At 71.4% G+C, this 21,636-nt stretch carries 16 protein-coding genes and 1 pseudogene; 8 read left to right on the top strand and 9 right to left on the bottom strand.

The genetic code is table 11. The annotated features are described in order from the left end of the window. Positions 1 to 10: 10 nt before the first annotated feature. Positions 11 to 1,252 (bottom strand): hypothetical protein, encoded by a 1,242-nt coding sequence (locus COUCH_RS27425; RefSeq protein WP_249608098.1) that lies wholly within the window; start codon positions 1,250 to 1,252, stop codon positions 11 to 13. A 50-nt stretch (positions 1,253 to 1,302) separates the two neighbouring features. Continuing rightward, positions 1,303 to 1,443, bottom strand: coding sequence for a hypothetical protein (locus COUCH_RS27420; protein WP_249608097.1), 141 nt, complete (start codon positions 1,441 to 1,443; stop codon positions 1,303 to 1,305). A 646-nt stretch (positions 1,444 to 2,089) separates the two neighbouring features. On the opposite strand from COUCH_RS27420, the gene COUCH_RS27415 reads away from it, so the two are divergent. Continuing rightward, entirely contained in the window at positions 2,090 to 3,118 is a 1,029-nt protein-coding gene (locus COUCH_RS27415) for a glycoside hydrolase family 11 protein (protein WP_249608096.1), read from the top strand. A gap of 76 nt (positions 3,119 to 3,194) precedes the next feature. After that, the gene (locus tag COUCH_RS27410) at positions 3,195 to 4,862 is read left to right on the top strand and encodes a glycoside hydrolase family 43 protein (RefSeq protein WP_249608095.1); all 1,668 of its coding nucleotides are present in this window, start codon (positions 3,195 to 3,197) and stop codon (positions 4,860 to 4,862) included. On the opposite strand, the gene COUCH_RS27405 is transcribed toward COUCH_RS27410, so the two are convergent. Continuing rightward, complete coding sequence (locus COUCH_RS27405) at positions 4,847 to 6,088, bottom strand: endo-1,4-beta-xylanase (protein WP_249608094.1); 1,242 nt, start codon at positions 6,086 to 6,088, stop codon at positions 4,847 to 4,849. The genes COUCH_RS27410 and COUCH_RS27405 overlap by 16 nt on opposite strands. A 192-nt stretch (positions 6,089 to 6,280) precedes the next feature. Between COUCH_RS27405 and COUCH_RS27400 the strand changes: the two genes are divergently transcribed. From COUCH_RS27400 to COUCH_RS27390, 3 genes are read left to right on the top strand one after another with little or no spacing between them, the layout of a single operon-like run. Next, positions 6,281 to 7,567 (top strand): ABC transporter substrate-binding protein, encoded by a 1,287-nt coding sequence (locus tag COUCH_RS27400; RefSeq protein WP_249608093.1) that lies wholly within the window; start codon positions 6,281 to 6,283, stop codon positions 7,565 to 7,567. Positions 7,568 to 7,580: 13 nt separating this feature from the next. Continuing rightward, on the top strand, positions 7,581 to 8,597 hold the full coding sequence (locus COUCH_RS27395; protein WP_249608092.1) for a carbohydrate ABC transporter permease: 1,017 nt from the start codon (positions 7,581 to 7,583) through the stop codon (positions 8,595 to 8,597). A gap of 2 nt (positions 8,598 to 8,599) precedes the next feature. Then, entirely contained in the window at positions 8,600 to 9,430 is an 831-nt protein-coding gene (locus COUCH_RS27390; protein ID WP_249608091.1) for a carbohydrate ABC transporter permease, read from the top strand. Here the strand turns inward: COUCH_RS27390 and COUCH_RS27385 are convergent. Further along, positions 9,420 to 10,643, bottom strand: a complete 1,224-nt coding sequence (locus COUCH_RS27385) for a PP2C family protein-serine/threonine phosphatase (RefSeq protein WP_249608090.1) — start codon at positions 10,641 to 10,643, stop codon at positions 9,420 to 9,422. The genes COUCH_RS27390 and COUCH_RS27385 overlap by 11 nt on opposite strands. Positions 10,644 to 10,828: 185 nt before the next feature. Here COUCH_RS27385 and COUCH_RS27380 point away from each other — a divergent pair. Next, positions 10,829 to 11,802, top strand: a pseudogene (locus COUCH_RS27380) (hypothetical protein). Between the two features lie 171 nt (positions 11,803 to 11,973). Next, complete coding sequence (locus COUCH_RS27375) at positions 11,974 to 14,508, top strand: hypothetical protein (RefSeq protein ID WP_249608089.1); 2,535 nt, start codon at positions 11,974 to 11,976, stop codon at positions 14,506 to 14,508. An 11-nt stretch (positions 14,509 to 14,519) separates the two neighbouring features. Here COUCH_RS27375 and COUCH_RS27370 read toward each other — a convergent pair whose 3' ends face one another. Further along, complete coding sequence (locus COUCH_RS27370) at positions 14,520 to 15,314, bottom strand: SCO6745 family protein (RefSeq protein WP_249608088.1); 795 nt, start codon at positions 15,312 to 15,314, stop codon at positions 14,520 to 14,522. A gap of 190 nt (positions 15,315 to 15,504) precedes the next feature. Further along, positions 15,505 to 16,065 (bottom strand): hypothetical protein, encoded by a 561-nt coding sequence (locus tag COUCH_RS27365; protein WP_249608087.1) that lies wholly within the window; start codon positions 16,063 to 16,065, stop codon positions 15,505 to 15,507. A 99-nt stretch (positions 16,066 to 16,164) separates the two neighbouring features. On the opposite strand from COUCH_RS27365, the gene COUCH_RS27360 reads away from it, so the two are divergent. Beyond that, positions 16,165 to 16,761: a TetR/AcrR family transcriptional regulator gene (locus COUCH_RS27360; RefSeq protein WP_249608086.1), complete on the top strand. Its 597-nt coding sequence runs from the start codon at positions 16,165 to 16,167 to the stop codon at positions 16,759 to 16,761. Between the two features lie 55 nt (positions 16,762 to 16,816). Here COUCH_RS27360 and COUCH_RS27355 read toward each other — a convergent pair whose 3' ends face one another. From COUCH_RS27355 to COUCH_RS27345, 3 genes are all read right to left on the bottom strand, one after another. Continuing rightward, complete coding sequence (locus COUCH_RS27355) at positions 16,817 to 18,412, bottom strand: xylulokinase (protein ID WP_249608085.1); 1,596 nt, start codon at positions 18,410 to 18,412, stop codon at positions 16,817 to 16,819. Between the two features lie 66 nt (positions 18,413 to 18,478). After that, on the bottom strand, positions 18,479 to 19,207 hold the full coding sequence (locus COUCH_RS27350) for a DUF72 domain-containing protein (protein ID WP_249608084.1): 729 nt from the start codon (positions 19,205 to 19,207) through the stop codon (positions 18,479 to 18,481). Between the two features lie 57 nt (positions 19,208 to 19,264). Further along, positions 19,265 to 21,478, bottom strand: coding sequence for a ricin-type beta-trefoil lectin domain protein (locus COUCH_RS27345; protein ID WP_249608083.1), 2,214 nt, complete (start codon positions 21,476 to 21,478; stop codon positions 19,265 to 19,267). Positions 21,479 to 21,636 lie beyond the last annotated feature (158 nt).

Raw genomic sequence — 21,636 nt, 5'->3', positions numbered from 1 at the left:
GGGAGCCGGCTCAGCGTTCCTGCTCGTCGCCGCGCAACCGACGGGCCCGCTCAGCGATCCCGCCGGCGAGCTTGTCCTTGACCGAGCCGGCCCGGTCGAGGGTCCCGGCGCCGAAGCTCCTGGCTGCACCGATGCCCTTGACGCCGGTTGCGAGCGCCTGGTCCCTCGCTTCCGCGGCCGCGCTCGCCCATCGTCGCGCCTCCGCCGACTGGTGGCCGGATTCGATTCCGAGCCGTCCATGGAACTCGTGGACGCGGGCCGCGACCTGATTGCCGGCCTGCACCACGGCCGGGGACTTGGTCGGGTGCAGCAGCACCTTCGCGTTGGCCGTTCCGGCCGCCGCCCTCATCCGGGCGACCAGGCTCTCGGTGCTGCGCCGGATGTGGTCCAGCCGGTCCTGCCGGGCGGCCTTCAGCCCGAGGCGGTGCCCGTCCAGCTCGTCCGGGGACGCGTCCAGCACCCGGTCCAGCTCGAGCACGGCCAACGCGTCCTGGAGCTGGAAGCAGCGAGCCAGCACAGCCAGCCACTCCTGCACCGTGGACTCGGCCTGCCCGGCCGTCGTGGCGAGATCGGCGATGCCGGTCCTGCGTTCCACCTTCTCCGCGAGGGCGTCGAGCTGGCGCAGCACGTACGCCTGGGTCTCGGCGATCGTGGCCGGCGCGGACTGCACCTTCGACCATGTGACCTCGTCGACCCTGCCGCGCTTCTCCCGGACCGTCATGGCCTCCTCGATGACGAAGCCCACTCCGATCATGCGGGCCAGCACCGCGTCCTTCTGGGCACGCAGCACGTCGTCGACCTTCTCGTCGATCGTCGCGAGATAGGTGGTGATCTCGTCCATGGTCTGCTGCATCGCCACCTGCGCCATGATCCCCGCGGCGCCGGCCAGGACCGCCGGGTTGCTCAGCAGTGACCCGGGCTTCTTGGCGAATTCGACGAAGCCCTTGATCTGGCCCCTGCTGCCACGCACCACACCGGTGTGCAGGCCCGTCCTGGAGCTTTCCCGCAACCCGTACTTCTGCACCAGCTGCGACGATTCCCGAGTGAGCTGCACCCAGCGGCCGGAGTTGGCGGCGATCTCCGCGCCTGCCTGCGCAACCACCGCCCCGGTACCGGCGACCGACGTGAGTTTCTGCAGCCCGAGATCCTTCGACGACAGACCTTCCGAGGCGAGGAAGCGTTCGACTACGGCCGCATCCCCGACCACCGCGATGCCGTCACCGTCGCTGATCAGCTGAATCTCATCGTCCATCGCGCGCCCCCAAGTGTGTTTCCCGGGTAGAAGATAGGGCGCGAGCGGCGTCAGTTCCACAGGGCTGCCGGTGATTCCGCGTCCGGGATGAACAGCTTCGCCTCGCCCGTGCCGTCGGCCGGGACCGTCCACACGTCCGCCGCCCAGGTCAGCACGTGCCCGCCGGCCGAGACGCGGGCCCGGTCGGGCACGGCGGACCAGGGGATGGGTGTCGCGCCCGCCAGCCGCCTGGGCCGTCAGTCCTTGATCGAGTCCCGGCCGCGCTGCACGATGAGGGGATCCGCCGGGCGGTCCACGGGGCGTGGTCGGCGTGTCCATGCCGCGTGGGTGTCCGGGCGGAGCAGCCGCCGTCGACGCGGCGCCGCCGGAGCGGTCGCCGTCGAGCGGCGCGCGCATCGTCCTGCTGGCCGGCGACGACGCGGTGGCGAGCACGGCGATTCCTGCGGTAGGGCGCATGCCGGCGAGGTTGCCCGACGCACATGGCCAGGAGCTTGCCATCGGATGACGACAGGTCGACCGCCGATTTTGGAAGTTTCGGTCTACCGTGATCCGTCGATACCGTGGCGTTACAAAGCGGCGGTCGGGATGCCGTCCGGTCTCGCGCCGATACCGCTCTTCAACTGCAGTTTCTTCTTCTCGGGGACGGGAAGATCAAGATCTTCGTTTCCGGAACATTTCCGAAAGTAATTGACAAGGCGGCGCGCGGCGGGCCACGATCCGCAGTGACGGACTTGAATGTCGTCATCCCCGCCACGAGGCACAGCGCCCGCCCGACGGCGGTGTTCGTCGTGCCCGTGGGGGCTGTCCCCCCGCGGCCCTTCATGAGGAGGCACTCGCATGACCGCAGAACTCGAACACCCGAAACGCCGCAGCCGCGGCCGTATCCGGTTGCTCGCCGCCGCCGCGTGCACTTTGGCGATGACGATCTCCGGACTGACCGTCGCCGGCGCCGCGCACGCCGAGTCCGACCGGACCGTCAGCTCGAGCACCACCGGCACCCACAACGGGTACTACTTCTCGTTCTGGAAGGACAGCGGCAACGCGAGCATGACCTTGCGCGAGAACGGCCGCTACAGCAGCAGCTGGGACCGCAGCACCAACAACTGGGTCGGCGGCAAGGGCTGGGCGACGGGCTCGCGCCGGACGGTCACGTACTCGGGCAACTACAACCCGGGCAACAACAACAGCTACCTCGCCCTGTACGGATGGACGCGCAACCCGCTCATCGAGTACTACATCGTGGAGAACTACGGCAGCTACAACCCGAGCACGGGCGCGCAGCGGCTGGGTACGGTCACCACGGACGGCGGCACGTACGACATCCTGCGCACCCAGCGCGTCAACCAGCCCTCGATCGACGGCACCCAGACGTTCTACCAGTACTGGAGCGTCCGCCAGCAGAAGCGCAGCAGCGGCACCATCACCACCGCCAACCACTTCGACGCGTGGGCGCGGGCCGGCCTGAACCTCGGCAGCAGCTGGGCGTACCAGATCATGGCGACTGAGGGCTACCAGAGCCAGGGCAGCTCGGACATCACCGTCAGCGAGGGCAGCACGCCGCCCCCCACCGGCCCGACCACCCCGCCGCCCACGGGTGGCGGCAGCAACTGCACCGCGGTGCTGTCCGCCGGCCAGCAGTTCGGCGACCGGTTCAACCTCAACGTCGCGGTCAGCGGCACCAACAGCTGGACCGTGCAGCTCAACCTGAACGGCGGCCAGAGCCTGCAGAACAGCTGGAACGCCTCCGTCAGCGGCAGCAGCGGGACGGTCACCGCCACGCCGAACGGCAGCGGCAACAACTTCGGCGTGACCATCATGGCCAACGGCAACTGGACCTGGCCGACGGTCACCTGCCGCGCCGGCTGAGCCCGGCCCCTTCCCGAACCGTAGTCGTGGCGCGGCGGCCCCTGGCCGCCGCGCCACCTTCAGCAGAAGGACGTTCATGACGATCGCCAAGCCCGCGGTGTCCACCGCCGGTGCGGGCGGGACCGGTGACCGGGTGATCCGGAATCCGGTGCTGCCGGGATTCCATCCGGACCCCTCGATAGTGCGGGTCGGTGCCGACTACTACATCGCCACGTCGACCTTCGAGTGGTACCCGGGCGTACGGGTGCACCACTCGACCGACCTGGTCACCTGGCAGCCGCTCGGCGGCGTGCTCACCGAGCGCCGGCTGCTCGACCTCGCCGGGACCGCCGACTCGTGCGGGATCTGGGCGCCCTGCCTGTCGTACGCCGACGGGCTGTTCCATCTGCTCTACACCAACGTCGCCACGTTCGCCGCCGGCTACTGGGACCCGCAGAACTACCTGGTCACCGCGCCCAGCGTGGACGGACCGTGGTCGGACCCGGTGGTCCTGCACGGGCGCGGCTTCGACGCGTCGCTGTTCCACGACGAGGACGGCACGACCTGGATGCTGTCGATGCGCGCCGACTGGCGGCCCGGCCGCAACCGGTTCGCGGGCATCTCGATCCAGCAGTACGACCGCCGCGAGCGCCGCCTGACCGGCCCGGAACAACTGATCTTCGAGGGTACCGAGGCCGGCCTGACCGAGGCCCCGAACATCTACCGCAAGGACGGCTGGTACTACCTCGTCACGGCGGAGGGCGGCACGAGCCTGACGCATCAGGTCACCGTCGCCCGGTCCAAGGACCTGCTCGGACCGTACGAGGTGGATCCCGCAGGGCCGCTGCTGACCTCGGCTGGGCGCCCCGACCTGGAGCTGCAGAAGGCCGGCCACGGCAGCCTGGTGCAGACACCGTCCGGCGAGTGGTACCTGGCGCACCTGGTCGCCCGCCCGTACGCGCCGTCGGGCCGGTGCGTGCTGGGCCGCGAGACCGCCCTGCAGAGGGTGGAATGGCCGGCCGGGGGATGGCCCTGCATCACCGACGGCGTGCCGGCCGTCCAGGTCCCGGCACCCACCGGCGCCGCCGCGGTGACCCGCGCGATCTCCTCCGAGCAGGACGAGGACGACGACTTCGACGCCCCGGCGCTCGGCGTGAACTGGTCGACGCTGCGCCGCCCGGCCACGCCCGACTGGATCGACCTGTCGACCCGTCCGTCGCACCTGCGGATCCGTGGCGGTCAGTCGCCGATGGCCCGGCACCGGCCGAGCCTCGTGGCGCGCCGGGTGACGGCCCGGCGCTGCACCTTCGAGACGACGTGCGAGGTCGAGCCCGCCACGTACAACCAGCTGGCCGGGGTCACCGCCTACTACAACTGCCGCAACTGGTACTACCTGCACGTGACCGCGGACGACGACGGCGCGGCGGTCCTCGACGTGCTGTGCTGCGACAGCGGACGCGTCACCGTGGCGCAGGGCACGCGCGTGGCGCTCGGCGACGTACGGCGGGTGGGCCTGCGGATCCGGTTCGACGGCCCGGAGCTGACCTTCGCGTACACCCCGGACCCGGGATCGGAAGCGGCCTGGCGGCAGGTCGGCGGGACCTTCGACGCCACCACCCTGTCCGACGAGTACGCGGTGACGATGGTCCCCGGCGAACCGGAGGCCTGGGGCTTCACCGGCGCCTTCGTCGGGCTCTGGGTGCAGGACCTGGGCGCCGAGGGGGGATTCGCCGACTTCGACCGGGCCGTCTACCGCGCGGACTGACCGTCGAGCCTCAGAGTGGTCCGTGCCTCGCCGGGCGCGGCAATGGTGAAGGACGCCGTACGCCCGGCGCAGTGCACGCGATAGTCACCGAGGAAGCCGCGTACCTCGACGCGCCCGGCGTCGTCCGTCCGGAGGTTCGTGGGAGCGAGCCACCACTGGTCCTTCACCAGCTCCCGCAGCGCGCCGTACGCGGGCTTCGGTGTGCCGTCGGCGCGGACCAGGCCGCAGGGGGCGCCGAGCCAGGCGCCCTCGTCCGACAGCCCCCAATAGGTGATCGCCTGGACCGCGGGATGCGACAGCAGCGTGCGGTAATGCCGCACGATCTCGTCGGCCTGCCGTTCCTCGCCCTCCGGGGTCGAGGGCCACGACGGAATTTGATAATCGTTCAGATCCTCGATCTCCGGGGGCATCAGTTGGCCGGACACCAGCGTCGTCTCGGTCATGTGGATCGGCAGTCCGAAACGGGAGAACCGGTCCAGAACGGCGAGCGTCCGCTCCTCGCCCCAATAGCCCTGGTGCATATGGCTCTGCAGGCCGAGTGCGTCGACGCGGATGCCGGCCTCCAGGACGCCCTCGATCAGACATTCGTACGCGGAGGACATGTCGAAGTCGTTGAGGACCAGGGTCGCCGCGGGATTCGCCGCCCGGGCCTCCTCGAAGGCCAGCCGTACGGTGGCGATCCGGCCGCGTTCCCAGGCCAGCCGGGTGATCGCGTTGCGGTGCGGCTCGTTGCGGAACACCGGCATGATCACGGCTTCGTTGACGGCGTCCCACGTGTGCACGACGTCGGCGAGGCCGGCCACCTCCCGCCGGATCCGGCCGCGTACCCGGGTCTCGACCTCCGCCGTCGGCATCTCGCGCAGCCAGTCGGGCGCCAGCGTGTGCCACAGCAACGGGTGGCCCTTCACCCGGCAACCGTGGCCGGTGAACCATTCGGCGGCCCGGCGCAGCCGTGTCGTGTCGGGCCGGCCGGGCTCGGGCTCGAACTGACCCCAGTAGAACGGCAGGGTCGCCGTGTTGAAGACGCCGAACCACAGGTCGGCGAGCCCGGCTGACTCGGTTCGGCCGTTCGCCACGGCGACGAGGTCGAAGCCGATGTTGCCGAACGAGAAGGCGTGCGCGCGCTGCTCGACGACGACGTCGCGGTGAGCGAGCGGCCGGCCCTCGCCGTCGAGCACGGTGAGCAGAGCGTCGCCGAAACGGTGACCGAGCTCGACTGTGGTCAATGCGTGCTCCTAAACTTTCTAGAAACTTACGGAATCCGGATCGCGCCAGTGGTCACTATAGGCCAGCCGGGCGTTACGTACGTGTTACCAATGATCACGACGAATGCCTTGACAGATGATTGAAGCTCTCCATAGTTTGAGCGCCATCTTTCGGAACTATTCCGAAACTTCCGGTATCGAGAGGTGGGCTCCATGGCACCTATCAGGACCCTCGCATTGACGGCCGTGGTGGCGTTGAGCGCCCTGGGCCTGTCGGCGTGCAGCGGCGACGACGACGGCTCCGATTCCGGGGGCACCGTCACGATGCAGTTCTGGCACAACGCCACGACCGGGCCCGGCAAGGCGTTCTGGGACAAGACGGTCGCCGATTTCCAGGCCGCGAACCCCAAGGTCAAGATCAAGATTCAGCAGGTCCAGAACGAGGACCTGGACGGCAAGCTGCAGACCGCGCTGAACTCCGGCTCCGCGCCCGACATCTTCCTGCAGCGCGGCGGCGGGAAGATGGCCGCCATGGTCGAGGCGGGCCAGCTCAAGGACGTCACCAACGACATCAGCGCCGAGACCAAGCAGGCGGTGGGCGATGCCGCGCTGCAGACCGGGCAGGTCGACGGCAAGACGTACGCCGTACCGGTCGCGATCCTGCCCGGCGGCTTCTGGTACAGCAAGGACCTCTTCCGCGAGGCGGGCGTCACCACGCCGCCGGCCACTCTGGACGACCTGAACCAGGCCGTCACCAAGCTCAAGGCGAAGGGCAAGCCGATCGCGCTCGGCGGCAAGGACGCGTGGCCGGCCGCCCACTGGTACTACTTCTTCGCGCTGCGGGCGTGCAGCAAGGCCACCCTCGACGCCGCCGCCAAGGACAAGACCTTCACCGACCCGTGCTGGACCAAGGCCGGTGAGGACCTCAAGGCCTTCGCCGCCACGAAGCCGTTCACCGAGGGCTTCCTGACCACCTCCGCCCAGCAGGGCGCGGGCAGCTCGGCGGGCCTGGTGGCCAACCACAAGGCGAGCATGGAACTGATGGGCGCCTGGGACCCGGGTGTCATCGCCTCGCTGACCAAGGACACGAAGCCCCTGCCGGACCTCGGCTACTTCCCGTTCCCCGCGGTCCCCGGCGGCCAGGGCGACCCGGCCGCGATCATGGGCGGCGCGGACGGCTACTCCTGCTCGGCCCAGGCGCCGAAGGAGTGCGCCGACTTCCTCAACTACATCCTGACCAAGAACGTGCAGGAGGCGTACTACAAGGCCTTCAACGCGATCCCGGTCAGCAAGCAGGCGCAGGGCGCGGTCACCGAGGACTACCTCAAGGCGGTCCTCGACGCCTACAACAAGGCGCCGTACGTCTCGCAGTGGCTCGACACCGTGTACGGCCAGAACGTCGGCAACGCGCTCAACGTCGGCGTCGTGAACCTGCTCGCCGGCAAGGGCGACGTCGCCGGGATCATCCAGGCCGTGAACGACGCAGCCAAGAAGGGCTGAGGGTAGCCGAGCCATGAGCAGCAACGTCGGTGGCAAGAGCACCACGGTCACCGAGGACGCGTCCGGCAAGCGCGTACGCAGCGGAGGCGGCGCCCAGACGTCGCCTCCGCCGCGCGCCCGCCGGCGGGGAATCGGCTGGGCCCAGCGGCTGGAGATCGCGGTGCTGTCCGGCCCCGCGCTCCTGATGTTCGTCGGCTTCGTGATCTTCCCGGTGCTGATGGCCGCGTACTACGGCTTCTACCGGTGGAAGGGCTACGGGGTGCCGACCAACTTCGTCGGCCTGGACAACTACCGCACCATCCTGCAGGACAGCTCGTTCCACCAGGCGCTGTGGCACAACGGCCAGATCGCGGTGCTGTCGCTCGTCCTGCAGGGCCCGATCGCCATCTGCCTCGCGCTCCTGCTCAACCGGAAGGTACGGGGCCAGTCGCTGATCCGGGTGCTCATCTTCGTGCCGTACGTGATCGCCGAGGTCATCGTCGGCACCGCCTGGGCCCTCATGCTGCAGGCCAACGGCGCGGTCAACGACGTCCTGCGGTCCGCCGGCCTCGACGGCCTGGCCCAGGACTGGCTGGCCAACCGCAGCCTCGCCATCTGGACCCTGATGTTCATCCTCACCTGGAAGTACGTCGGCTTCGCGGTGATCCTCTTCCTGGCCGGCATGCAGAACATCCCCGAGGAGCTGTCCGAGGCGGCGGCCGTCGACGGGGCCTCGTACTGGCAGACCCAGTGGCGGATCACCCTGCCGCTGCTCGGGCCGACGATCCGGATCTGGGCGTTTTTGTCGATCATCGGCGCGCTGCAGCTCTTCGACCTGGTCTACATCATCTGGGGCCAGTACGTCGCGTCGACCGCGGGCACCTCCACGATGGCGACGTACATGGTCGTCGAGGGGCGCAACGCGGCGAACTACGGCTACGGCAACGCGGTGGCCGTCGTGATCTTCTTCATCTCACTGATCATCGCCCTCGTGTACCAGCGCTTCGTCCTGCGCCGGGACACCGAGGGCGCGCTCACCGGAGGGCGGTAGACATGGCCAGGAACGACGCCCGCTGGGGCAACCCCGCCGTCTACGCCGCCGCGCTCCTGCTGATCGGCCTCATGCTCGGGCCCGTCATCTACATCATCATCGGCGGCTTCCGGACCAACTCCCAGATCATCACCGATCCCGCGGGCCTGCCGCACCCGTGGGTGGGCGCCAACTACACCGACGTCCTGACCAGCGACACGTTCTGGCGGCAGGTCGGCAACTCCACGATCGTGGCCCTGGCCACCACCGTCGCGGTCGTCACGCTGGGGGTCATGGCGAGCTACGTCCTGGCCCGCTACCGGTTCCGCGGCCGCGGAGCGATGTACGCCCTGTTCGCCTCGGGCCTGATGTTCCCGGTGACGGTCGCCATCACGCCGCTGTACATCCTCGTCAAGAACCTCGGGCTGGTGAACACGCTGCCCGGCGTGATCCTGCCGCAGATCGCCTTCGGCCTGCCGACCACGATCATCATCCTGGTGCCGTTCCTGCGCGCCATCCCGAAGGAGATCGAGGAGGCCGCGGCCATCGACCGCTGCAGCCGGCTCGGCTTCTTCTGGCGGATGGTGCTCCCGCTGTCGGTACCGGGGCTGATCACCACCGGCATCCTCGCGTTCATCGGCAGCTGGAACAGCTACCTGCTGCCGCTGTTCATCCTCAACGACCAGGACAGCTTCACCCTGCCGCTGGGCGTCCAGGCCTTCTCGTCGCAGTACTCGGTCGACACGGCGAAGGTGCTCGCCTTCACCTCGCTGTCGATGATCCCGGCGCTGGTGTTCTTCAGCCTCTTCGAACGCCGCATCGTCGGCGGCCTCACCGGAGCGGTCAAGGGCTGACGGCCGGGCCGGCGGTCTCCCGGCGTACGGCCAGCACGGCGATGTCGTCCGTGGCGGGGTCCTGGGCGACCTCCGACATCACCAGGCTGCACACTGTGTGCGGGTCGTCGGCCTGCACGGCGGACACCAGGGCCTTGAGGCCGACGTCGATGATCCGGTCGCGCCGCTCGACGAGCCCGTCGGTGTAGCTCAGCAGCAGCGACCGCGGCGGGAGGGCGGTCTCCGTGACACTGCGGCGTGGCGGGTGACCGACGCCGAGCGGCGCGTTGACCGGGATGTCCATCAGCACCGTGTCGCGGCCCGGCACGGCCAGGACCGGGGGCAGGTGGCCGGCGCTGGACAGCCGTACGGCGGCACGGTCGGGGGAGATCATGGTGTAGAGCGCGGTCGTGAGGCTGCCCGCCTCGAAGTGGCGCACCTTGCGGTCGAGCAGGGTCAGCACCTCGGCCGGATCGTCGCTGACCAGGGCGTACGCCCGCAATGCGCTGCGGATGCGGCCCATCACCACCGCCGAGGCCAGCCCGTGCCCGGAGACGTCGCCGATGACCAGGCCGGTCCAGCCGGAGGGCAGCGGGAACACGTCGTACCAGTCCCCGCCGACGCCGAACTCGTGGCCGGGCAGGTAGCGGGCGGCCATGCTCAGGCCCGCGAGCTCGGGCAGCTGTGGCGGCAGCAGGCTGCGCTGCAGGGACAGGGCGGCCTGCTGCTCGGCCTTGGCGGAGCGGATGTGCGCGGCGACGCCGGCCCGGTCCGCGACCAGCTGCAGCAGGGCGATGTCCTCGGCGCCGAAGCGGCGACGGGTGAAGGTGCCGACGTGCAGCACCCCGACGACGTCGCCGGCGGCGAAGATCGGCACCCCGAGCAGGGACCGTACGCCGGTCTCCAGCAGGATCGGGCTGATCACGTCGGCCGAGGTCACGTCGGACACGATCACCGGCAGGCGGCTCTGCGCGATCCGCCCGGCGAAGCCCTGACCGACCGGGATGCGCACGCCCTGGCGCACCTCCGCCTCCAGCCCCTTCGCCGCGGTGGCCACCAGCTGCCGGGCGTGCGGGTCGAGCAGCAGGATCACGGCGGTGTCGGTGCCGAGCAGGACGCGTACGCGCTCGAGCAGCTCGTCGAGCATCTCGGGCACGCCGAGGCGGGACAGGGCAGCGTCGGTCACCGCTTCCATCCGGCGCAACCGCTCGCGCATCACCGCCTGTTCGTCCACTCCTGCCAGCGTAGTGCCGCGGCAGGCGAACGGCTGCGCGGGCGACCCCGGCGGATGTTGCGGGCCCGCCGTCCGCGGCCTCCCCGGGCCCGATCATGTGCCGCGGAGGAACGGTCGCTGAACGCCGGATGAAACTGCTCGCCGGGCGGGGGCGCCTGCCGACACCCGGCGTTAGCGTCCATGTCATGCGGCTCGGCGTGCTGGATGTCGGCTCGAACACCGTGCACCTCCTCGTCGTCGACGCTCATCGCGGCGGCCATCCCGACCCGATGCACTCGGAGAAGACGGAGCTGCGGCTCGCCGAGCATCTCGAGGGCGGCCGGCTGAGCGAGGCGGTGGCCGGCCGGCTGGTGCGCGCCGTGGCCCGGGCGAAGGCGGCGGCCGCAGCGGCGGGGTGCGACGACCTGCTGGCCTTCGCGACGTCGGCGCTGCGCGATGCCGGCAACTCCGCCGCGGTGCTGTCCCGGGTGCGCGCGGAGACCGGCGTCGGCCTCCAGGTGCTGTCCGGCGAGGACGAGGCCCGGTACACCTTTCTCGCCGTACGCCGCTGGTACGGCTGGTCGGCCGGACGGTTGCTGGTGCTCGACATCGGTGGCGGTTCGCTCGAGCTGGCCGCGGGCCGCGACGAGGACCCCGACCTGGCGGTGTCGTTGCCGTTCGGCGCGGGACGGCTGACCCGGGAACGGCTGACCGGTGACCCGCCGGCCCGCGGCACCCTCAAGGGCCTCTCCGAAGACCTCGATGCCGCCCTCACGCCGGTCGCCCGGCAGGTGCGGCGGGCCGGCCCGTTCGACGTGGCCGTGGGCACCTCGAAGACGTTCCGCTCGCTGACGCGGCTCGCCGGCGCCGCGCCGTCGGGTGCCGGGCCCCGGGTGCGCCGACCCTCACCGACGTCGGGCTGCGCCAGGTGTACGGCTTCATCACCCGGATGGCATCGGCCGACCTGGCCGGCCTGGAGGGTGTCAGCCCCTCCCGCGCGCACCAGCTCGTGGCGGGCGCGCTGGTGGCCCGGTCCGCGATGCGGGCGCTGGAGGTCCGGGAGCTGCACATCTGCCCGTGGGCGCTGCGCGAGGGAGTGATCCTGCGCAGGCTCGACACGCTGGGCGTACCGGCCGCGTCGCAACGGCGGTGGCCGCTCACCGACGAGCGCATCGCCTGATCCGGGTCGGGTCCGGCGTCGCTCGCGCTCCTCCGGGTGCGCCCGTGTCCCGGTCCTGAGGCCCGAGTCGAACCGGCCCGCTCGTGCCCGATCGGGGGATGTGCGCGGGTGGCTCCGGCGGACGAGGGTGAGCCGAGGGACATCAGCGGATTTCCATCCGGGAGCGTGCCAATGGAGCGTCACGTTCGCAGGGGCCGGGCCCGCCGCGCGTTCGCCGCGGCCGTCGTCGCCGGCACCGTCATCGGTCTGGCGGGGTATGCGCCCGCAGCCTCCGCCTCCGGCCCCTCCGCGGGGCTGTCGGAGACCGAGCGGCTGGGGGACCGCAGGTTCGTGGTCACCGGGGACCGGCTGTACGAGGTGGGCGCCGAGGACGGCACCTATCCCGGCACCGGGTGGCACATCCGCGGCGAGATGGGCGGCTTCTGGACGCCGCCGGTCAAGCTGCTGGACGGCGTCTGGTTCGGCGCGAACGGCACGTGGCTGAAGGCCGGCCGGTTCACCACGGGCGCCGGGTACACGACCATGGACCTGGCCGGGCCGGGCGGGCTGACCGTCCAGCGGGTCGACGTCGTACCGGACGGTGGTCGGGCGGCGCTCATCGGGCTGCGGTTCCCGGCCGGTGCCGGCACCGTGCGGCTGACGGTGGACGCGCACTCCGAGCTGCTGTCGGCGTACCCGTGGGGGTTCACCACCCCCGGCCAGAGCACGGCCAACCTGGCCGACACCGGCTCCTTCGACGGCCGCAGCCTGGTCTTCCGCGACCGGGGCACGCCGCCGGTCCCGAACGCACGGCCGCACGACTGGGCGGCGCTGGTGGGCAGCAGCCTGACGCCGACCGGGCACGCGCTCGGCCCCGGCATGCGCGGCCCGCAGGGTGGTGTCGTCTGCGGCGACCCGGCTCCCGCGGTGTGCGACGACGGCCCCGACGGCAGGGGTACGGGCGGCCGGCTCACCTACGACGTCGTGGTCGGCGGCTCCGGCCGTACGGTCTGGTTCGCGGTCGCGGGGTCCGACCGGGGCCTCGCGCCCGCCCGGGCGGAGCTGGCCCGGGCGCTGCACGACCCGGCCGGCGCGCTAACGGCGAAACGGGCCGCCCAGGCCGCGGTGGCCGGGCACAGCCGCGTGGACCTGCCCGGCGACCGGCTCCTGCAGCGGAGCGTGGAATGGTCCAAGCAGAACCTGGCCGACTCCGTGCAGGAGTCGCGGGACCTGCGGGTGTTCGCCAGCAATCAGGGCACCGAGCTTCCGCCGCCGGCCGGCGTGCTGGCCCGCGCGCGCTGGATCGGCGCGGGCTGGCCGGACTACCCGTGGATCTTCGCCACCGACGGCGAGTACACGGCGTTCGCCGCGGTGGCCGCGGGACAGTTCGCGGCCGTGAAGGACCACCTGCGGACGCTGCGCGACCTCAGCGAGCTGGTCAACCACCGCTCCGGCAAGGTGGTGCACGAGGTCACCCCCGACGGCCAGGTCTACTACGGCACCGAGACCGACCCGGGCAACACCGACGAGACCGTGAAGTTCCCCAGCGCGGTCGCCCTGGTCTGGCGCTGGACCGGTGACGACGCGTTCCGCGACGACCTGTACGACTTCTCGGTCCGGGCCATGCGGTACGCGCTCGCGCTCGACGACGACGCCGACGGCTGGCCGCAGGGCAGCGGCAACGTGGAGCGTCCCGGGATGGGCGACGAGAAGCTCGACGTGACCGTCTACACCATCCGAGGCCTGCTCGACCTGGCCGACATGGCGCGCAGCAGGGGCGACCATGCCACCGCGGCGTGGGCCCGGGCCGAGGCGGCGCAGCGGGCCCGCAGGTTCGAATCGGCCTGGTGGTACGGCGGCGACGCCCGCTCGTACGCCGACTCGCTCGCCGACCCGGGCAACGTGAAGCTGTACCAGCGCTACTGGATAGGGGCGACGCCGATGGAGGCGGAACTGCCCGTACGCGGCCCTCTCGCGCCGGCGGGGCACGCGACCACCGCGCTGACCCAGCGGGAACGGGACTGCTTCACCGGCGAGTTCGGGTTCTTCCACACCGGAACGGGCCCCACGGCCGATCCCGCCGGCAACCCCGGTCCGTCCTGCGACAGCGTGGTGTCCGCCGTACCGTCGGAGCGGAGCGTCTTCTCGCTGGGCAACGCCATCATGGCGGTGGCCGAGGGCAACTACGGCCGGATGGCGCAGCAGCGGCGCTACACCACCGCGAACGCGCGCAGCCAGCTGGACCGCGGTGTGTGGGAGATGCCCGGGGCGATGCCGGAGATCCTGCCGTCGCCGGACTTCGGCACCAACCTGGGCAAGGACTTCCTGAGCAGGTCCAGCGTGCTGCAGGCCTGGGGCGCGTACGGCGTGCTCTGGCCGGTGGTCCACCAGCAGCTCGGGGTGGCGCCCGACCTGGGCAACGGGCGGCTGTCCGTGGTGCCGCTGGTCCCGGCGGGCCGGCGGATCGCGGGCTCCGACATCCTGGTCGGCGCGGGCCACCTCGACGTCCGCGCGTCCAGCCGAGGCAATGTCCTGTCGGTCACCGTGAACGCGGCGGTGCACGCGCGACTGACGCTCGGCACCGTCCTGCCGTCCGGGGCGAAGGTCGCCTCGGTCACGGTCGACGGGCGTCGTGCCGGAGCGCGCCGCGTGCACACGGCGCGCGGCGACGAGCTGCGCACGACGACCGGCTCCGGACGGCACACGCTGGTGGTCACGCTGACCTGACGGCCCGCCGCTCAGTCGCCGGCGGCCTGCACCGCGGCGGCGATCGGCTCGAGCTCGGCGATCAGCTCGTCGAGCTCGGCCGCGCCCAGCACCGCGTACGCCGGCGCCGCCAACTCGTCGGTCAGCGCCTCGATCCGCTCCCGGGTCTCGCGGCCGGCGTCGGTGAACCCGCCGTCGGCGTTCACGAGGCCGCGGTCACGCAGCCCGTCGATGACGGCGGCCAGGCGGGCCGGGGGCAGGTGGTGGATCCGGCCGAACTTCTCCGCCCGCATGCCGAGGGACAGGGCGAGCAGGACGTGCGCCTCGGTGCCGCCGATGCCGTGGGCGACGAGGGCGGCGTTGTGCCCGTCCCCGCGGTGCTCGCGCAGCAGCGTCGCCGCGTGCCAGAGCCGTGCCACCGGTTCCCCGGGCACGTCGAGCGCCCGGAGGCCGGCGTACAGCGGGCGGCCCTCGGTCGGGGCGCTGACCGCCGCCCGGGTGGCGAGGTCTGCGGCGCGTGCCAGGCCGAGGGAGTCGGCGAGCTCTCCGATCAGTTGCCGCAGGGCGGCGGCGCTGCCCCGCTCGCGTACGGCGATCGCGTCCCGGGGGCTGATCTTTCCCCACACCCACGGGATGTGGCGTGCCACCTCACCCTCGGCGAAGTTGTAGAAGACCGCGTGCACCACCTCGGCCGGCGCCGTTCCCAGCGGCGCGGCCCGCCCGGCGAAGTAGCCGTCCCAGTAGGTGCGCATGCCGACCGCGAGGAACGCCTCGTTCGGCACCTCGGAGAAGGTCACGGTGGCGATCGGCTCGAGGAGCTCGAACATGCGGTGGACGGTGGCCGGTGAGTGCGGCATGGGTCGTCATCTCCTGCGGTCTCGGCGGCGCCCGCGCGGGCCGCCTCTCACGCTAGCGACGAACGGCCCGGCCCGGATCCGACACCGAGGCCACCCGCGCGCTCGCCGGCCTCATCGCCCGTCCAGGACCTCGGCGCAGGAGCATTCCCCGCCGCCCAGCTCAGTTACCCTTCGCCGTGCGGCCGAGGCGCAGGGCCGAGATGAGGAAGAACACGGCGCCGGGTACGGCGTACAGGACGGCGTTGATCAGCGTCGGGTCGTCGGCGGCGGCGCCGGCGATGAACGATCCGCCGGCGAGCACGGAGATCCCGCCGCTGAGGATCATCGGCCACTGCCCGCCCATGCCGCGACGGGTGACACCGACGACGAGCTGGATCAGCCCGGCGACGACCGCCCAGGCGCCCCACACGCGCAGGACCGCCGGGATGCCGGACGCGGCGGCGACGGCCAGGCCCGCCGCTGCGAGCAGGCTGACCACGATGTTGGCGTACAGCAGGGCGGGTGAGCCGGTGGCACGTGACGCGCGGGCGTCGACGACGGCGGCGGCCACGTCGAACAGCGGGTAGAGCACGAGCAGCGTGGCGGCCGGCGGTCCGAGGTGGTCCGCGGTCGTGAGCATCACGAGGACCCACAGGACGGCGAACAAGAAGCGGACGAGGTACAGCCGCCGGAGGGTGGCCGCTGTCCGGGCGAGGGTGGGTGCGGTGGTGGCGGTCGTCATGACGGCTCCTCAGGAAGAACGAACGTTCTGTCCTGCCGATGATGGGCTCAGTGCCGCGGCGATGTCAAGAACGAACGTTCTGTCGCTACGATGGGCCGCATGGCACCCAGCGAACCCGGTACGCGGCCGTCCGAGGCACGGCTGCGGTTGCTGGCGACGGCGTCCCGGATCTTCTACTCGGAGGGCATCCACTCCGTCGGCGTCGACCGCATCATCGCCGAGGCCAAGGTCACCCGGGCCACCTTCTACCGGCACTTTCCCGGCAAGGAGGACCTCGTCCTCGCCTATCTCCAGGCCGCGGACCAGGCCATCCGCCAGCAGGTCGAGGCGGCCGCCGGGGCCGGGCTCCCACCGGCCGAGGCGGTCCGGGCCGTCGCCGCGTCGATCGCGGAGGGCATCCGGTCGCCGGGCTTCCGCGGCTGCGCCTTCCTGAACGCGGTGGCCGAATACCCCGACCCGGAGCACCCGGTGCACCGGGCCGTCCTGGCGCACCGGGAATGGTTCCTCGACACCGTCACCACCCTGATGGCGCGCATCCAGCCGGCCTCGGCCGAGCCCGCGGCGCAGCACTTCGTCATGCTGCGCGACGGCGCGATGGCGGCCGGCTGCCTCTTCGACCCGGCCCGCATCTGCGACACCTTCCTGCGCGGCGTCGACGGCCTCGTCGAGACCCACGCCGCGCGGCAACCGGCCTGAGCCCGCCGGGCGGCAACCGGCCTGAGCCCGTCGCGGGTCAGGCCGGCCGCGCGCGTCAGAGGTGCCGGGCGGCGGCCTCCTCCACGGCGAGCCCGGCGCGGTAGCGGCCGATGAACGCCTCGAAGCCGGCGACGTCGTCCGGGGCCGGCGCCTCGGTCTGCAGGGCGGCGCCCTCGAACACCCGGTCGGTGAGGTAGCCGGCCAGGCTCTGCCCGGGGGTGCGGTCGCGAAGGTACGCGGCGAGCACGGCGATGCCCCACGCGCCGCCCTCGGCCGCCACGTCCCCGACGGAGACGGGCGTGTCGATCGCCGCCGCCAGGAACTTCTGCGCGACGCCGCGGGTCTTGAACAGGCCGCCGTGGGCGAACATCGCGTCCAGGCGTACGCCCTCGTCCTTCTGCAGCACGTCCATGCCGATGCGCAGCGTGGCCAGCGCGGCGAACAGGTGCGTACGCATGAACGTGGCCAGGTCGAAGCGGCTGCCCGGGGAGCGCAGGAACAGCGGCCGGCCCTCCTCCAGCCCGGTGATGGGCTCGCCGGAGAGGTAGTTGTACGCCATCAGCCCGCCGCAGTCCGGCGCACCGGCGAGGGCCGCGGTGAACAGCGTCTCGAAGACCGTGGACGGGTCCGACGGCGCGCCGAGGGCCGCGGCGAACTCGGTGAACAGCCCGGCCCAGGCGTTGAGTTCGCTGGCGCCGTTGTTGCAGTGCACCATCGCGACCAGGTCACCGGCGGGGGTGGTGACCAGGTCCAGTTCCGGGTGTACGCGGCTCAGCGGCTGCTCGAGCACGACCATGGCGAAGATGCTGGTGCCGGCCGAGACGTTGCCCGTCCGCGGCGCGACGGAGTTGGTGGCCACCATGCCGGTACCGGCGTCGCCCTCGGGCGGGCACAGCGGGATCCCCGCCTGCAGCCGGCCGGTGGGGTCGAGCAGCTTGGCGCCCGCGTCGGTGAGCTGCCCGGCGGGCTCGCCGGCCGCCTTGATCCCCGGCAGGAGCCCGGCGAGCGTCAGGCCGGTGCCCGCCTCGGCGGCGAGCTCGTCGAAGCGGGCGAGCATCGTGGTGTCGTAGCCGCCGGTGGCGATGTCGACGGGGAACATGCCGCTGGCGTCGCCGACCCCGAGCACCTGCTCGCCGGTGAGCTGCCAGTGCACGTACCCGGCCAATGTGGTCAGGTGGGCCAGCCGGCCGACGTGCTCCTCGCCGTCGAGGATGGCCTGGTACAGGTGGGCGACGCTCCAGCGGTGCGGGATGTTGTGGCCGAACTCGGCGCTCAGCCGCTCGGTCGCCGCGCCGGTGTGGGTGTTGCGCCACGTGCGGAACGGCGTCAGCAGCTCCCCGGCGGCGTCGAAGGCGAGGTAGCCGTGCATCATCGCGGACACGCCCAGCGCGCCGACGGTGGTCAGCTCGGCGCCGTACCGGCGCTGCACGTCGGCGGCCAGCGCGGCGTAGCACTGCTGCAGGCCCTCCCGGACCGCGTCGAGCGAATACGTCCACATCCGGTCGACGTACTGGTTCTCCCAGTCGTGGCTGCCGACCGCGAGCGGCTGGTGGTCCGGCCCGATCAGCACGGCTTTGATCCGGGTGGAGCCCAGCTCGATGCCGAGGGCGGTGCGGCCCTGCGCGATGTCGGCAGCGCTGTCGGTCGTCATGTCGGTTCGGCTCCTCCGCTCGGCGACACAGCCTCGCCGGGTCGCGCTGTCACAGCGCGACTTACGCTACTGGTTCCGGCCGTCCCGGCGTACGAGCCGGCTGAACCGCTCCGCGTCGGTGGCGCGCGGGATGTTGTTGAACATCACGTACGCCGGGCCCGCGCCGACGGTCTCGGCCAGTGCCGCCAGCTCGGCATCGGTGTACACGTGGCCGGCGCCGCCGATGCCGTGCAGCCGGTAGTAGGCCATCGGGGTGAGGCTGGGGCGCAGGAACGGGTCGGCGGCGTGGGTCAGGTCGTACTCCTCGCACAGTCCGCGGACCACGTCGTCCGGCCACGGGCCGCGCGGCTCCCACAGCAGCCGGGCACCGGCCGGCCGGGGCGCCTTGGACAGGAACTCGCGCATCCGGGCGATGGCCGGCTCGGTCGGCCGGAAACTCGCCGGGCACTGCAGGAGGATCGCGGTGGCCCGCAGGAGGCCGGCGCAGGTGAGGGTGGTCTCCCAGGCGCGCTCGACGACGGGCGTCCACCGGAAACCGCCGACCTGGGCGCGTTCCTCGTCGCTCAGCGCGGTACGCAGCCGCCGGTACGTGGAGCTTCGCGCCTCGTGCGTGATCAGCTGCCACGCCTTGATGGTGAACTCGAACGCCGGTGGGACACTGGCGCGCCACCGCCGCAGGGTCGTCTCGCGGGGTGGCTCATAGAACGTCTGCTGCACTTCCAGCACCGGGAAGCGTTGGGCGTACGACGTCAGCGCCATGCCGGCGCCGCACAGTCCCACCTTCACCGGCGTCATGAACAGGGGGATACCCTCCGGCGCCGGGCCCGAAGCGCTCGGGCCCGGCGCCGCCGGTCACGGGAAGTTGACCAGGTACGAGTTGTTGTTGGACGGGTTCGCCGCCGCTCCGGTGTCGTTGATGATGTGCGAGATGGTGCCGACGCCACCGAGGGAGACGACCGCCATGTCGTGGAACTTCACGCCGGCGACCGCGGGCACCTCGAACGCGCGGGCCGAGGACACCGAGTTGTTGACGTTGAAGAAGCAGTAGCTGCCGAGCCCCCACGCCTCGAATGTGGTGACCCCGGACGCCACCTTGATCGCCGGGTAGCCGTTCTGCGAGCCGTTCATCCAGGCGGCCTGGTTCGGCGGGTCGTACGGCATCTCGTTCTGGAAGAAGATGATCTTGCCGTTGGCGCCGTTCCAGACGACCTCGTTCTTCTGGTAGTGCTCGACGAACAGGCCGGTGGCCAGCACGTTGTCACCGTTGACGGTCAGGCCGTTGTCGGCGGTGTTGGTGGTCCAGCCGATCCCGTTGCCGTGGTCGGCGCGCCAGGCCCAGGTGTGGTCGATGATCGTGTTGTTGGTGTTGACCACCAGGCTGTTGGTGGCCTTGCCGGCCACCATGCCGCCGATCCGGAAGAACACGTCCTGCACCGTGGCCGGATTCGCCGCGTGCGACACGCCCGACTTGGCGAGACCGACCTTGAGCAGCGTGTCGCTGTTCGTGGTGCCGGCGTCGAAGAGCAGGCCCTTGAGGCGTACGCCGTCGACGTCGGCCACGTCCATCGCGTTGACGCCGTTGTCCGGGATGATCGTCGGGTAGCCGATGCCGAGGACGACCGTGTTCGCCTTCGTCACGTGCAGCGTCTGGTTGACGTGGTAGATGCCCGGGGTGAAGAAGACGTTGCACCCGTTGGCGAGCGCGGTGTTGATCGTCGCCGCGGAGTCGCCCGGCTTCGCGACGTAGAAGGTGCTCATCGGCACCGAGCTGCCGGGGGTGCTGCCGCCGGCCCAGCTCGGCCCGGAGGCGTTGGTACGCAGCGAGGGCAGGAACACCCGGTACTTACCGGCCGAGTCGAGGTACAGGTACGGCACGTCGCGCGACACCGGCGTGGTGCCCAGCGTCGTGAAGCGGGGGCCGGCCGCCGCGGTGTTGAAGTTGGTCGCGGGGGCGCCGTTGGTGCCCGAGAACACCATGTTCCAGTTGGAGCCGCTCCAGCTGCCGAGGGTGCTGTCCTTGGTGTACCACTGCTGCTGGGACGCCGACTCGACGTTGCCGTCGACCTTGCTGTCGGAGATGTAACCGCCGCTGGCCCAGCCGTAGCTCGCCGGGAACAGGTTGAGCCCGCCGATCACGTGCATGCGGCGGTACGGCGCGGCCTGGGCGACGGCCCAGCGGTTGGTGCCGCCGTTCGTGTTGACCGACATGTTCTCGGCGGAGCGCCAGAAGTTCTGCGTCGCGTTGCCGGCGTCGCTCGCGTTGAACGCGTCGACCGTCACGGCGCCGTTGATGCGGACGTCGTCGGGGTTCTGGCCGAGGCCGAGGATCGAGGTGTTGAAGCCGATGTTCGCGCCGACGTTGTACGGCGTGGTGCTCGGCTTGAAGACCAGGGCGTCGCGCCGGGTGGCGAACTGGGCCGAGGCCGTGTCCTTCTGCGCGTTGAACACGCTGTCCAGCGACGACTGGATGGCCGCGTCGGACATCGAGTGGTCGTAGATGTGCACGTTCGGGCCGAGGTCCGGGGTGTCGGAGTAGGTCGGGCAGGTGCCGGTGGGCGGGGTCGTCACGGTCCCGACCCGGAACGTCTGGGCGCCGGTGCCGTTGCAGTCGTAGATCTGCAGCCGCGTGCCGTTGGCGGTGGCCCCGGCGGGCGCGTCCACGCAGCGGCCGGACTGCGGGTTCTTGAGCGAGCCGTTGGTCTGCTGCACCCACTGCTGGGCGCCGGTGTTGTTGCACTCCCAGAGCTGGAGCAGCGTACCGTTCGCCGTCCCGCCGTTGGCCACGTCCAGGCAGCGGCCGATCGTGGTCAGCGCGGTGCCGTTCCAGGTCCAGTGCTGGTCCGCGGCGTTGGTCTGGCAGTCCCAGAGCTGGACCGCCGTTCCGTTGACGCCGGTGTCGTCGCCGCTCACGTCGACGCACTTGCCGCCGGGCCCGGCGATGGTGGCGCCGGTGACGGCGGCCGCCGAGGCGGCCTGGTCGAAGGCCGTCACGCCGAGCGCGGCGACCACCACCAGTGCCAGTGCTCCGAGCAACCCGCGGCCGCGCCGTCTGGGGATGGGTGTCATGTGCCGTCCTACTTCCTTCTTGCCTGCCCGCGGTGCTGGGGTTTCGAGCAGGGGGACTGCGCCGCAGGGGCGAGGAGTGGGCTGCCAGTGAGAGCGCTCTCACAAAAGTTTCCTAAGTGTTTCGCCGCCGCTCCAACTGTGTCAATACCTCGCCCCGG

The sequence above is a fragment of the Couchioplanes caeruleus genome (assembly GCF_023499255.1).
Taxonomy (GTDB): domain Bacteria; phylum Actinomycetota; class Actinomycetes; order Mycobacteriales; family Micromonosporaceae; genus Actinoplanes; species Actinoplanes caeruleus_A.
The sequence above is the reverse complement of the archived record's forward strand: the minus strand, read 5'-3'. Positions and strand labels throughout refer to the sequence as shown.

What these genes read in the sequence shown, in the direction of transcription:
- COUCH_RS27425 (WP_249608098.1), bottom strand. Translation starts at nt 1,252, where the DNA reads ATGGACGATGAGATTCAGCTGATCAGCGACGGTGACGGCATCGCGGTG.
- COUCH_RS27345 (WP_249608083.1), bottom strand. Translation starts at nt 21,478, where the DNA reads ATGACACCCATCCCCAGACGGCGCGGCCGCGGGTTGCTCGGAGCACTG.
- COUCH_RS27365 (WP_249608087.1), bottom strand. Translation starts at nt 16,065, where the DNA reads ATGACGACCGCCACCACCGCACCCACCCTCGCCCGGACAGCGGCCACC.
- COUCH_RS27395 (WP_249608092.1), top strand. Translation starts at nt 7,581, where the DNA reads ATGAGCAGCAACGTCGGTGGCAAGAGCACCACGGTCACCGAGGACGCG.
- COUCH_RS27360 (WP_249608086.1), top strand. Translation starts at nt 16,165, where the DNA reads ATGGCACCCAGCGAACCCGGTACGCGGCCGTCCGAGGCACGGCTGCGG.
- COUCH_RS27370 (WP_249608088.1), bottom strand. Translation starts at nt 15,314, where the DNA reads ATGTTCGAGCTCCTCGAGCCGATCGCCACCGTGACCTTCTCCGAGGTG.
- COUCH_RS27410 (WP_249608095.1), top strand. Translation starts at nt 3,195, where the DNA reads ATGACGATCGCCAAGCCCGCGGTGTCCACCGCCGGTGCGGGCGGGACC.
- COUCH_RS27415 (WP_249608096.1), top strand. Translation starts at nt 2,090, where the DNA reads ATGACCGCAGAACTCGAACACCCGAAACGCCGCAGCCGCGGCCGTATC.
- COUCH_RS27375 (WP_249608089.1), top strand. Translation starts at nt 11,974, where the DNA reads ATGGAGCGTCACGTTCGCAGGGGCCGGGCCCGCCGCGCGTTCGCCGCG.
- COUCH_RS27355 (WP_249608085.1), bottom strand. Translation starts at nt 18,412, where the DNA reads ATGACGACCGACAGCGCTGCCGACATCGCGCAGGGCCGCACCGCCCTC.
- COUCH_RS27390 (WP_249608091.1), top strand. Translation starts at nt 8,600, where the DNA reads ATGGCCAGGAACGACGCCCGCTGGGGCAACCCCGCCGTCTACGCCGCC.
- COUCH_RS27350 (WP_249608084.1), bottom strand. Translation starts at nt 19,207, where the DNA reads ATGACGCCGGTGAAGGTGGGACTGTGCGGCGCCGGCATGGCGCTGACG.
- COUCH_RS27400 (WP_249608093.1), top strand. Translation starts at nt 6,281, where the DNA reads ATGGCACCTATCAGGACCCTCGCATTGACGGCCGTGGTGGCGTTGAGC.